The 12,188-nt window shown below is 41.9% G+C and carries 12 protein-coding genes; 6 read left to right on the forward strand and 6 right to left on the reverse strand.

The features are described from left to right. Positions 1 to 170: 170 nt before the first annotated feature. A complete protein-coding gene (locus tag AFM12_RS13625; RefSeq protein ID WP_055149153.1) occupies positions 171 to 983 on the forward strand; it encodes an ion transporter in 813 nt (270 codons plus the stop codon). Here AFM12_RS13625 and AFM12_RS13630 read toward each other — a convergent pair. From AFM12_RS13630 to AFM12_RS13640, 3 genes are all read right to left on the reverse strand, one after another. Beyond that, the gene (locus AFM12_RS13630) at positions 980 to 1,801 is read right to left on the reverse strand and encodes a purine-nucleoside phosphorylase (protein ID WP_055149155.1); all 822 of its coding nucleotides are present in this window, start codon (positions 1,799 to 1,801) and stop codon (positions 980 to 982) included. The genes AFM12_RS13625 and AFM12_RS13630 overlap by 4 nt on opposite strands. Before the next feature lie 114 nt (positions 1,802 to 1,915). Further along, entirely contained in the window at positions 1,916 to 2,155 is a 240-nt protein-coding gene (gene rpmB / locus AFM12_RS13635) for a 50S ribosomal protein L28 (protein ID WP_055149157.1), read from the reverse strand. Positions 2,156 to 2,320: 165 nt separating this feature from the next. Continuing rightward, the gene (locus AFM12_RS13640; protein ID WP_055149159.1) at positions 2,321 to 2,836 is read right to left on the reverse strand and encodes a DUF8685 domain-containing protein; all 516 of its coding nucleotides are present in this window, start codon (positions 2,834 to 2,836) and stop codon (positions 2,321 to 2,323) included. A 149-nt stretch (positions 2,837 to 2,985) separates the two neighbouring features. On the opposite strand from AFM12_RS13640, the gene AFM12_RS19995 reads away from it, so the two are divergent. The 5 genes from AFM12_RS19995 (at position 2,986) to AFM12_RS13665 (ending at position 10,419) form a co-directional block, all read left to right on the forward strand. Next, a complete protein-coding gene (locus AFM12_RS19995) occupies positions 2,986 to 5,253 on the forward strand; it encodes a TonB-dependent receptor (RefSeq protein WP_055149161.1) in 2,268 nt (755 codons plus the stop codon). A gap of 98 nt (positions 5,254 to 5,351) precedes the next feature. Then, positions 5,352 to 6,776 carry an arylsulfatase gene (locus tag AFM12_RS13650; protein WP_055149163.1) on the forward strand — a complete coding sequence of 475 codons (1,425 nt, stop codon included), beginning with the start codon at positions 5,352 to 5,354 and terminating at the stop codon, positions 6,774 to 6,776. Then, positions 6,769 to 7,914 (forward strand): Gfo/Idh/MocA family protein, encoded by a 1,146-nt coding sequence (locus tag AFM12_RS13655; protein WP_055149165.1) that lies wholly within the window; start codon positions 6,769 to 6,771, stop codon positions 7,912 to 7,914. The genes AFM12_RS13650 and AFM12_RS13655 overlap by 8 nt, the downstream gene beginning before the upstream one ends. 3 nt (positions 7,915 to 7,917) lie before the next feature. After that, a complete protein-coding gene (locus AFM12_RS13660; protein ID WP_055149167.1) occupies positions 7,918 to 9,543 on the forward strand; it encodes a sulfatase family protein in 1,626 nt (541 codons plus the stop codon). Between the two features lie 63 nt (positions 9,544 to 9,606). Then, the gene (locus tag AFM12_RS13665) at positions 9,607 to 10,419 is read left to right on the forward strand and encodes a hypothetical protein (protein ID WP_055149169.1); all 813 of its coding nucleotides are present in this window, start codon (positions 9,607 to 9,609) and stop codon (positions 10,417 to 10,419) included. 61 nt (positions 10,420 to 10,480) lie between these two features. Here the strand turns inward: AFM12_RS13665 and AFM12_RS13670 are convergent, their stop codons facing one another. The 3 genes from AFM12_RS13670 to AFM12_RS13680 form a co-directional block, all read right to left on the reverse strand. Beyond that, on the reverse strand, positions 10,481 to 11,008 hold the full coding sequence (locus AFM12_RS13670) for a DinB family protein (RefSeq protein ID WP_055149171.1): 528 nt from the start codon (positions 11,006 to 11,008) through the stop codon (positions 10,481 to 10,483). Next, positions 11,005 to 11,880 (reverse strand): aldo/keto reductase, encoded by an 876-nt coding sequence (locus AFM12_RS13675; protein ID WP_055149173.1) that lies wholly within the window; start codon positions 11,878 to 11,880, stop codon positions 11,005 to 11,007. Before AFM12_RS13675 ends, AFM12_RS13670 begins: the two co-directional genes overlap by 4 nt. A gap of 74 nt (positions 11,881 to 11,954) precedes the next feature. Further along, positions 11,955 to 12,164, reverse strand: a complete 210-nt coding sequence (locus AFM12_RS13680; RefSeq protein ID WP_055149175.1) for a YgaP family membrane protein — start codon at positions 12,162 to 12,164, stop codon at positions 11,955 to 11,957. Positions 12,165 to 12,188 lie beyond the last annotated feature (24 nt).

Raw genomic sequence — 12,188 nt, forward strand, 5'->3', positions numbered from 1 at the left:
GTCACAAAGCGACCTATTATTGTATATTTTATATTTTCAGTAATTACTGAAATTTATATCAATAACCTTTTTCAGATACACAGAATACAAAACTGATTTTTGCCTCGTTCTCCGGTATTAAAGAAATCCATTATCTTAAGCCTCTTACATGAACTAGATGCTATTGAAATATGAAAAACTGGAAAGCACACTGGCACGAAATCATTTTTGAAGCAGATACCAAAGAAGGTAAACTTTTTGACGTCATCCTTTTATGGATGATCGTGATTTCTGTGGTATTAGTGATGCTGGAAAGTGTAGATACCCTCAATCAACACTTTGGTTTCTTCTTCAATAATCTGGAATGGTTCATAACCATCCTTTTTTCAATTGAGTATATTATGCGGATTCTGGTTTTAAAAAAGCCAATCAAATACGTTCTTAGCTTCTACGGCATAATTGATCTCCTTTCCATTATCCCAAAATACCTTTCGTTATTTATTGCCGGCTCTCACGCTTTGATCGCTCTCAGGTCACTGCGGCTTTTAAGGATGTTCAGAATCCTGAAACTTGGTACTTATGTGGGAGAATCAAATAAACTGATGTCAGCTTTGGTCGCTTCCCGTACCAAAATTTCTGTCTTCCTTTTTGCCATTTTAATACTCTGTACCATTCTGGGTACCGTTATGTACCTGATTGAAGATCGCAGCTCAGGTTTTACCAGCATACCAAGAAGTATCTATTGGGCGATAGTCACCATGACCACTGTTGGGTACGGAGATATTGCTCCGCAAACAATAGCCGGTCAGTTTATAGCAAGTATCGTGATGATTTTAGGGTATGGCATTATCGCCATTCCTACAGGGATTGTTAGCTCTGAAATTGCAAAACAAGGTTCAGTAAAAGGGACGTTAAATACACAATCCTGCCCTAATTGCTCCGCAGAAAATCATGCTGATTTTGCTAAATTTTGCTATCGCTGTGGCGAGAGACTAGAAGGCTAAAGCCTTTTGATCATTTCTCTGATAATCAGTGTCATCGAGGGTTCAGCTTTGAATGCCGCCGCCAGAATTTTCTCAATCTCAGCTTTTTGCAACGTTTCAGGAATTCCCATATCAGTGATTACCGAAATAGCAAAAACAGGCAAACCCATTTGAATAGCGACTAAAGCCTCAGGAACTGTACTCATTCCCACAGCATCTCCCCCAGCCAATCTAAGGAGCCTGTACTCAGCTCTGGTCTCAAGATTAGGCCCACTGACTGAAGCATAAACACCCTCCTGAATCCTTTCTATTCCCCTCTCTTTAGCAATTTCCTTTGCCAGAGCAATCATAGAAAGATCATAAGGTTCTGACATGTCCGGAAAACGATCGCCCATGATACACTCCCCTTTCAAAGGGTTATCAGGCAAGAAGAGAGAAATGTGGTCATTAATGATCATCAAGTCACTCTCATGAAAATCAGGATTCATACCTCCACTGGCATTTGAAATAAAAAGGCGTTCAATTCCAAGCATTTTCATCACCCTAACCGGAAAAGTTACCTGCTCCATGCTGTGGCCTTCATAATAGTGAAAACGACCACTCATGCAAACCACACGTTTCCCCTCCAGCGTACCAAAAACCAATTTACCAGGGTGAAACTCAACCGTAGCCTCTACAAAATCCGGGATGTCAGCATAGGGGATTTCGTGCTCAACCTCAATATTTTTCAGCAAGCCTCCTAAACCAGTACCCAATATGATCCCAAACTGGGGTTTAAAGTTAGCGGTGTTTTCATTAAGGTAAGCAGCTGTTTTTTCAATACGCTGAAGTAGGTTCATAATAGTCTGTTGAGTTTTGGACAAAAATACGATTTCAAATGGTACCCGGATGTGTGTAAACTAAAAAAGGGCTAAGCCTTACGACTTAACCCTTCTGATATAGAATTTCTTTTCTTACAAAGAAAGTGTTCCTTTTCTGGCTGCTTGTACAAGTGTAGCGTCCAATCCTTTTTTGTTGATCGTACGCATTGCCTTAGTAGAAACTTTAAGCTCTACCCAAACTCCTTCAGACTCAAGGAAGAATTTCTTCTTCTGAAGATTCGGATAAAACTTACGCTTTGTTTTATTGTTTGCGTGAGAAACATTGTTACCCACTCTTGTTCTCTTACCGGTGATTTGACAAACCTTAGACATAATCGCTACTATTTAGATTTTTGTCGTTTTCACGAAACGACCACTCAATTGGGCTGCAAATATCGTGATATCTTTTTATAATGCCAATAGTGCTTCACAAATTTATTGAGATAAAACATTGAGTCTGTCATCGATACTCAAAATTCGCAACTTGCTAATTGCCAATCACTTCGTACTAAAATGATCTTCTTTATTTTTGAAAAGGACGTTAAACGTAGTCATTGATCCATAACAGCGGGTGATATACTGCTGAATATCCACCTTTGCTTCATCATTAAGATCAGATGAATTTACCTTTTGCTCAAGGACTCTGAGCTTATCACGCATCATCACAATTTTGTGAAAGAAGGTCTCAATCGGTATTTCTTTGGCGGCCAAATCATCACTAGCCGGTTTCAGAATCATGTTTCCGCCTTTCCAGCGGTCGCCAAGCGGTACAGTTTCAAAGCTGCCTATATATTTATTGAGTAGATTTTTGAAAGTCATTTCCACGTCATACATACTTACCAGATCATTCTCCGGCTCCACGTATTCTACAATATCCATCTCCTCATCCAGCTTTATTCTGTCATTTCCGTGATTGTAAAAAGTTATGCTGTAATAGGTGGGGAAAACACCAATTACCACACCCTGACCGTAATCTTCATGCTTTACGCGGGTACCAATTCCAAGGATTTTCATATTAGTCAAGCTTTTGTTTTTCCAAATCTATCCCAAACGATATGCCATTTCACGAGCATGGGAAATAAAATTATCAAAAGGGCCATTCCGTATTACTCTTAATATATTTTTAGATTAACCTAAATTTTGTTTTATATTTGTATAACAAAATGAAAAAACTTCTCTCTTACATATTGATTTCATGCCTTTACAGCATCGCTTTTGGCCAGGAAAACCTGGTCAAAGGGGTGGTGATTAATGATAGTAACAGCCCCGTGTCGTTTGCTGCAATTCAAATACCTGGAACTTCAAAAGGTGTTTTGAGCTCTGAAAATGGCGAATTTTCAATAGCCGCATTGCCCCATGAAAATCAATTAAAGATTACTTCCGTAGGTTTTGAACCTTTGGTTTATCACATCAACTTTTCTGAAGAAATTCAAACTATAGAACTGAAAAGGCTGGAATCTTCTTTTGAAGAAGTAGTTGTCAGCGGTACGCTGAATGCTGTTAGTCGTATGGAATCTCCCGTGCCGGTTGAAATTTATACTCCCCAGTTTTTTAAAAGGAATCCCACTCCCAATGTTTTTGAAGCTTTACAAAACGTAAACGGGGTCAGACCACAGGTCAATTGTAATGTTTGCAATACTGGCGATATTCATATTAATGGACTCGAAGGCCCGTACACCATGGTTTTGCTTGATGGAATGCCCATTGTCAGTGGACTTTCTACTGTTTACGGATTAAGCGGCATCCCAAATGCGATGATTGAACGCATTGAAATTGTGAAAGGTCCCGCCTCTTCGCTTTATGGCAGTGAGGCCGTGGGTGGATTGATCAATATCATCACAAAAACTACTTCAAAAGCACCCAAACTAAGTGCTGATGTAATGCAAAGCAGCTGGGGAGAAACTAACGTTGATCTCGGTTTTAAAAAATCTATAGGCGATAACATACAAGCCCTGAGCGGAGTCAACTACTTTCGTTATGGTAACCCGATTGACAAGAATGGCGACAACTTCACGGATCTTACTCTGCAAAACCGCATCAGTCTTTTTCAAAAACTGGACTTCAACACTAAGGGAAAAAGTATTCTCAATCTCGCCGGACGTTATTTTTATGAAGATCGCTGGGGAGGCGAAATGCAATGGGAACCAAAATACAGAGGCGGTGATAAGGTTTACGGAGAAAGCATTTACACCCGCCGATGGGAGGTTCTGGGCAAATATCAATTACCAGTTGACAACTTGTCCTTGACGTTTTCGTATAATGACCATGAGCAAAACTCCTTTTACGGAGATATGCCATTTATGGCCACTCAGCGGATTGGGTTTTCACAATTGCTCTGGCAAAATCAACTGGAAAAGCATCGGTTGACCACAGGGCTTGCCGTTCGAAACACCTTTTATGACGACAATACCACGGCAACAGCCTCCGCCACTGACCCTGATCTGAATCAGCCCCAAAACACATTCCTGCCCGGCATCTTTATTCAGGATGAAATAACTCTGGCTGAGAATGTCAAACTTCTGGCTGGCTACCGTTTTGATTATCACCCTGATCATAAGGCAATTCATACACCTCGAATTGCTTTAAAAATGTCCCCTACCCCACAGCAAACCTTGCGTCTGAACTTTGGAACCGGCTTCAGAGTCGTCAACATTTTCACTGAAGATCATGCGGCATTGACCGGTGCCCGGGATATCATTATTGTCAATCAACTCAATCCTGAGCGAAGTCAGAACATCAATCTGAATTATATGGCGAAAGTCATTACCTCAGATAAGAGTTTTATTGGTCTTGACTTCACGGCTTTCTACACACATTTTAATAACCGCATAACACCAGATTACGAAACCAATGCTCAGCAAATTATTTACCGAAACCTTGAGGGTTTCGCCGTTTCTAAAGGAATTTCGGCCAATATTGATCTGAATACAGCCTCCGGGTTTACGGCCTCAGCCGGAGCCACTTTGATGGAAAACACAATTACCGAAGATGGCATCAGCCGAAGACCTTTACTGACCGAACGCTTTCAGGGAGTATGGTCGGCCAGTCTGCCAGTAACAAAATATCATTTGAAAATTGATTACACGGGCAACCTTTACAGCCCGATGAAACTTCCGGTGTTGGGAGAAGCTGACCCTCGCCCGGAGAATTCTCCCTGGTGGAGTATTCAAAATATTCAATTGACCTGGCAACCAAATGGTAAAACCTTTGAGCTGTACGGCGGCATTAAAAACCTGTTGAACTTTACTCCACCTGCTAATAGTATTGCAAGGGCTTTTGACCCGTTTGATCGTAAAGTTGATTTCGCAGCTGATGGTTCTGTAATTCCATCGGCCTCCAATCCATACGCTTTGACTTTTGACCCTTCTTATGTTTTTGCCCCTAACCAGGGGATTCGAGGCTTTTTCGGCCTGAGGTGGTCGCTCAAATGATACTATCTTTTGAATTTTCGATGAAATCCCGGTTTTTCAGAAAATCATCTTTCTAAGCCCATTTTCTTCTTTAAATTTAGGGAATCAACCCTAACAAAATGAAATTCAAAACCCTCCTCGGGCTTTGCCTGTCAATTTTTACGCTTGGTTGCTCTCAACCAGAAAAACCCGCTAAACCAAATATTATTTACATCATGGCCGATGACCTTGGCTATGGCGATGTCGGTATTTATGGTCAAAAAGATATTCCAACACCTAATATTGACCGACTAGCTGCTGAGGGGATGCTATTCACACGCCACTATGCCGGAAATACCGTTTGTGCTCCGTCACGATGTACATTAATGACGGGGAAACATAACGGCCATGCCCGCATTCGAGGAAACCTGAGAGTACCATTAGAGCCTGAAGATCAAACGGTGGCCGAACTTCTTAAAAGTGAAGGATACACTACCGCACTGATCGGAAAGTGGGGTCTTGGAGAAGAAGGAAGCACCGGAGTGCCCAATAAACAAGGATTTGATTATTTCTATGGCTATCTGAATCAGGTCCACGCTCACAATCATTATCCTGCCTTTTTATATGAGAATGAGGGAAAAGACAGCCTTGGCAATGTGGTTGAAGAGGTAAAAACAGGTTATCAGGGAGGAAATGGGGGTATTTCAACCAATAAAAAGGTTTATTCAAATGATAAATTCGAAGAAAAGTCGCTGGCCTTTCTTGAGGAGAACAAAGACAAGCCTTTCTTCCTTTACCTGCCTTTAATAGTACCACATGCCAATAATGAAGCCAGACGTTTTGATCAATCAGGAATGGAAGTTCCTTCGTTTGCAGCCTTTGATGACAGAGACTGGCCGGAGGACCAAAAAAGACATGCTGCCATGATTACCGAACTTGATAATACAGTGGGGGCTGTCATGGCCAAAATCAAAGAACTCGGCATTGATGATAACACTCTGATCATTTTCACCAGCGATAATGGTCCGCATGCAGAAGGCGGTTCTGACCCTGACTTCTTCAATAGCAACGGTCCTTTGAGAGGTATCAAACGAGATCTTTATGAAGGCGGAATTCGGGTACCGACTATTGCCCGATGGCCGGGCAAAATAAAAGCGGGAAGTGCTTCAGACCATGTCTCTGGCTTTGTGGACTTCTTTGAAACGATGGCAGATTTGGTTCATTCTCAACAAACTTCTGAAACCGACGGCATTTCATACCTCCCTACCCTTCTGGGGGAAAACCAACCCAAACACGAGTTTATGTATTGGGAGTTTCACGAGCAGGGTGGTAAACAAGGAATCATCATGGACCAATACAAATGCATCAGACTCAATGTCAACAAGCCTGAGGAAACGAACGTTGAGTTGTACGATTTAAGCACCGATATCAAAGAACAAAATAATATTGCCTCAGAAAACCCGGAAATTGTTAAAAAAGCTCTGGCCATTATTGACCGTGAGCACACGTACTCTGAGGAATTCCATTTTAATCACGAAGAAAATTCAACCCATAAAAATGAATAATAAAAGAAGAGATTTTATCAAAAAAGTGGCCGGAACGGCAGGAATGGGCATGTTTGCCGCTGTACCTTTTCAAAATGACGTTAACAGAATTATCAAAGCGGCGTCAGCTCCGCTTAAAACCTATTCGTCACCGAGATTAAAGTTTGCTGTTATCGGGATGAACCATGGGCATATTTACGGCATGACCGAGGCCATTAAACGTGGTGGCGGTGAGCTGAAAAGCTATTTCGCCATAGAACCAGAGTTAAATCAGCAATTTGGGAAAAGATACCCTGATGCCACTCAGGCCAGATCAGAGGAGGAGATTCTCAATGATCCCGAGATCAAAATAGTGTTGAGTGCCGGTATCCCTATTGACAGGGCTCCCTTAGGTATCAGAGTGATGAAAGCCGGTAAAGATTATATGTCTGATAAGCCGGGAATTATAACGCTGGAACAACTCGCTGAGGTTAAGAAAGTGCAAAAAGAAACAAATCAAATTTACGCCATCGTTTACAGCGAAAGGTTTGAAAACAGAGCCACAATCAAAGCCAGTGAATTAGTTGCTCAGGGAGCTATCGGGAAAGTGGTGCAGACCATCGGAATGGGCCCTCACCTGATTAGAAGAGAAACCCGCCCTGAATGGTTCTTTGACATGGTGAATGTTGGCGGTATCATTACAGATATTGCTTCGCATCAATTTGATCAATTCCTTCACTTTACGGGTAGCACCTCCGCCGAAGTACTGGCCTCCCAAATAGGTAATTTCAATAACAAGCAATACGATAATTTTGAGGACTTTGGTGATGCCATGGTACGAGGCGATAAAGGCTCAGGTTATGTACGCGTCGACTGGTTTACCCCTACCGGCCTCGGAAGCTGGGGCGATGGTCGTTTGACCATTTTAGGAACAGATGGTTTCATAGAAATTCGAAAAAATATTGACCCGGCCTCAGGGCATAAGGGTGGTAATCACCTCTACTTAACCGATAATAAAGAAACGGTGTACATGGATTGCAATGCTGTGGAGCTCCCGTTTGGGCCTCAAATGGTGGACGACGTACTCAACAGAACCCGTACGGCCATGACCCAAGAGCACTGTTTCTTAACCATGGAACTAGCACTTATTGCCCAGAAAAACGCTGTAAAAATTGCCTAGAAAATGAAGAAAACTGCTCTTTCAAAAGCTATCGGCATTGCTCTTTTGGCCTCTATGTTTAGTTGTACCAAAAAGCAGACGATTGATGATCTCTCTGTTAAACCGAATATTCTTTGGATTTCAGCTGAGGACCTCAGCCCAAGAATGGCCGCTTACGGTGATTCTACCATTTCGACGCCGAATCTGGACAGATTAGCCCGTGAAGGAGTGATTTTCAATCATGTTTATACCTCTGCCGGTGTGTGTTCTCCAAGTCGAAATGCCATCATTACCGGTAGGTACCAAACCAGCAATGGCGGTCATAATATGCGTACGCTGTACAATACTTACCCCGAGCAAACCGGACTGCCACAGAGCTATAATTCGGTTCCACCGGCTGATGTCAGACTTTTTCCGGAATACCTGAGGGCTGTAGGTTATTATACCAGCAATAATGTCAAGACCGATTACCAGTTTCAGGCCCCACCGACGGTTTGGGATGAAGTCAGTGACAAGGCCGATTGGCGAGGAAGAGCTGAGGGGCAGCCTTTCTTTAGCGTTATCAACTTTACAACTACGCATGAATCGCAGATCTGGGCCCGGGCAGATCATGAAATGCGGGCTGACCCAGCCATTGTGCCGTTACCTCCCTATTACCCTGATAATGAGATCAGCCGAACCGATCTGGCGAGGCAATACAGCAACCTTTCTGAACTGGATGACCAGGTAGGCGAGGTACTCGCCAAACTGGAAGAAGACGGTTTGTTGGAAAACACTATTGTTTTCTTCTGGGGTGATCACGGGGATGGCTTGCCGTTTTACAAAAGAGAAGTGTATCGCCGTGGCCTGCATATCCCATTCATTGCCCGTTTTCCGAATAAGGTCAATGCCGGCACCTATGATAATACATTTATCAATGCCATTGATTTCGGCCCCACAATGCTTTCGCTTGCCGGTATTGAAACCCCTTCTCAAATGCAGGGAAAGGCTTTTCTGGGTGATTTTAAAACAGAAAAAGGTCATGATTATATTTTCGGGGCCCGGGATAGAATTGACAGTGAGTATGATCGGGTACGCTCAGTGATGGATGGGGAGTATCAATACATCAAAAACTATTTCCCTGAAAAACCGCTGTACATGGACATCGCCTACCGGAAGAATATGCCCATGATGCAGATGATTCTTGATCTCAAAGAAAAAGGCGAACTCAATGAAGATCAACTTTTCTGGTTTAAAGAAACCAAACCTGAAGAAGAGCTTTATAATTGGCGTGAAGATCCTTTCCAACTTCATAATATCGCCAATGACCCTGCCTATTCTGATAAGTTAGCTGAGTTGAGAAATGCCCTCGTAAAATGGGAGGAAGAAACCGAAGACAAAGGCGGCATCCAGGAAAAAGAGCTGGTAAGTGCCATGTGGAATGGCCGTGACAGCCCACCGATAACCGCCAATCTGCAGGTTTACCAAACACCGGATGAAGTCAAACTAAACTGCATGACCGCCGGAGCCTCCATCGCCTACCGAAAAGAGAATGCTACTCGCTGGGAGGTTTACACAGAACCTGTTGATCTTGAAGCTGGTAATTATGAAGCAATGGCCATGCGAATTGGCTATGAGCCGAGTGATACGTTGAGGTTTAGTATGCGATAGAAGAACCACTTAGTTCCTGACGGAGACTCTGAAAGGGGAAATTTGTTCAGAATTTAAACAGCTATGAATAAGGATAGAATATTAAAATTTTTGGAGGGTTTTAACTCTAAGGAAAGGCGAATACTTGAAGAAAATTGGCAAACCGATAACCCGGAAGTTGTTAATGACTGGTTGGGTCAAATATATTATTTAAGAGCGAACTGTAGACTTAATTTAGAACCCGATCAAAAAACCACTGAAATAAAAAAAATGTATTTCAAAGCAGCTAGATCATCTCAACTAGCTTGGTGGTTTAATATGAATCTTTTAGTGAGCCTAGGACGTAAAACGAATATATCATCCAATACAACCTCAGCACACATTTTCATGGATTATCCAAAGTTTTTGCTTTCTGGAAATGCTGAATTGATAAAAGTTCATTATTCCCATGTTTTGAAGGTTTTTAATGACAAAAGAGAAAATGATGGCACCTCTATAGTTTATGCTTTTCTAAACTTGATAAATGGAAATTTTGAAGAGGCAAAGAAAAGGGTAGAAAATATAGAGTTAAAAGTTGAAGCAGGTATTAAACCTTTAGCTATGATGGTAAAAGGTATATTAATGAAAGACTTGGAACTTTGTAATTCTGCAATAAGCCTTAATAATAAAATAGAAAAGAAATTTACTAATGCATATGATTATTACCCAACTTCCACAGCTCTCGCAAAACTCGGTTTAGATTTTCAAATGAATGTTGATATAATGTCTCCTGAAATCAACAAAAGTATGTTAGAATTTCAAGAAATAGAATTTGAAGACATCGATAATTATTTTGAAATGTTAGGGATCGAACCTCTTAACCGGATAAGCTTAAAAAATTTCAAGTCTAACCATTAGAAGGCTAGTTTTTCAATCCCTAATTTCGGTTCTGACCAGAGCGTAAGCTGTATCCACTCTATCAAACAAGCCCTAAATACCGCTCCTTTATCACCTGCATATGATGCAAGGCATGCCCCGGTATCATATAAGCGAAAGTTCTGGCACTTACGGGTTTGTCATAAATCAATACCGTTTTTTGGGATGACTCTTCAGTGAGATTTTCTAAAATAGTTCGGGTAACTTTTCTTGTAGCTAAGAATTCGCTGAGCAGGTTTTCAAAGGTTTTTGAGCTGGCACCTGAGTTTGACAAGTAGAGCTCTTCATCCATTCCCGGCAAATCTGTTTCACCCTCTGTTCTGGCAGCCACATAAGCTCTGAACGCCATAATATACTCCACATCACACAGATGCTGCAGAACCTCTTTTATCGTCCATTTGCCTTCGGCATAGGCGAAATCATGTTTTGAGGAAGGAATTGACCTGAAAAAATCAACGATTTCAGTTGTGTTCTCCTCCAACACCGTCAAATAATCACCATCAGGTGTTAAATCGAGATAAGGTTTATAGATTAAGCCTATCTCCTGATCAGAAGTGGGTCTTTTGATCACTTTTTGAGTGAAGCATAGTAAATCTCATACCAGTCCTCTTTGCTCAGCTGAATATCCGTAGCCGTAGCTACGTTGGCGATACGCTCTTTTTTCAGTGAACCGATGATTGGCAATACGCCAAGACTCATCAACCACGCCACAGCAATTTGCTCGAGGTTGGCATCATGCTTTTCAGCGACCTGGTTGAGAATTTTGCGAATTCTGATGGCCTGCTCGGAGCCTCCTTCCAAAATTTGACCTCCCGCCAACGGAGCCCAAACCAGCGGCTTGCTGTATTGTTCTTTGATGAAATCAATTCTGCCGTCTCTGATTGGCGAGGTATTGAGAAGATTTAACTCAATATGGCTGGTTACGATCGGAATCCGCAGGTATTTGGCCAATAACTTGTGCTGATCCCCCGTAAAATTGGCAATGCCAATGTGCTTTGCTTTGCCCGTATGAACAATATGTTGCAGAGCCACAGCCGTCTCTTCCGGATTTGCTGTATAGTCAAACCCATTGAGCAAAAACATATCAAGATAATCTGTTTGAAGGTCTTTCAAAAAGCTATCCACCGAGTCCAAAAGGTATTGACGAGAGTTATCAAAATAGGTAAACCCATTTCGATCATTGCGAATGCCGCATTTAGCAAAAAGCACTAAGTCTTCTCTTTTGACACTCTTTGTATTGAGGATATTTCGTACCAACTCCTCCGTTTTCAGCTGAGCTGAAGTGTCGCCATAATCAAAGGTGTTTATCCCAAGTTCCAGACAGGTTTCCACAATACCTTCAGCTCTTTTGGCGTCTGTCATTTTCTCGTGCTCCCATCGCCAAAAACTATAAATTGCCTTTGAAACTTTCGGTCCGCTATCGCTCAGGTAAACTTTTTGCATATGAACTTATAAGAAGAGTTGATTGAAATAACCCCGGGTAAACCGGGGTCATATGCAAAAATAAAAGAATGTTATCAGGACTCCTTAACCTTGCAGGTATTAATTCCGAATAAGGTGTAAAGCGGACAAAAACTCACCAGACTGGTGAGAAGAAAAATTACCGCAATTACACCTAATACTGTTCCTAAGGTGCCAGCGATAGTTCCATTATAAATTAGAAAGCCGAGTACAACGGCTACAATTAAGCGGATTAGTTTGTCCGCATTTCCCATGTTCTTTTTCATGATTGAAATTCTTTTTAAGGTTGG

The sequence above is a fragment of the Jiulongibacter sediminis genome (assembly GCF_001306455.1).
GTDB lineage: Bacteria > Bacteroidota > Bacteroidia > Cytophagales > Spirosomataceae > Jiulongibacter > Jiulongibacter sediminis.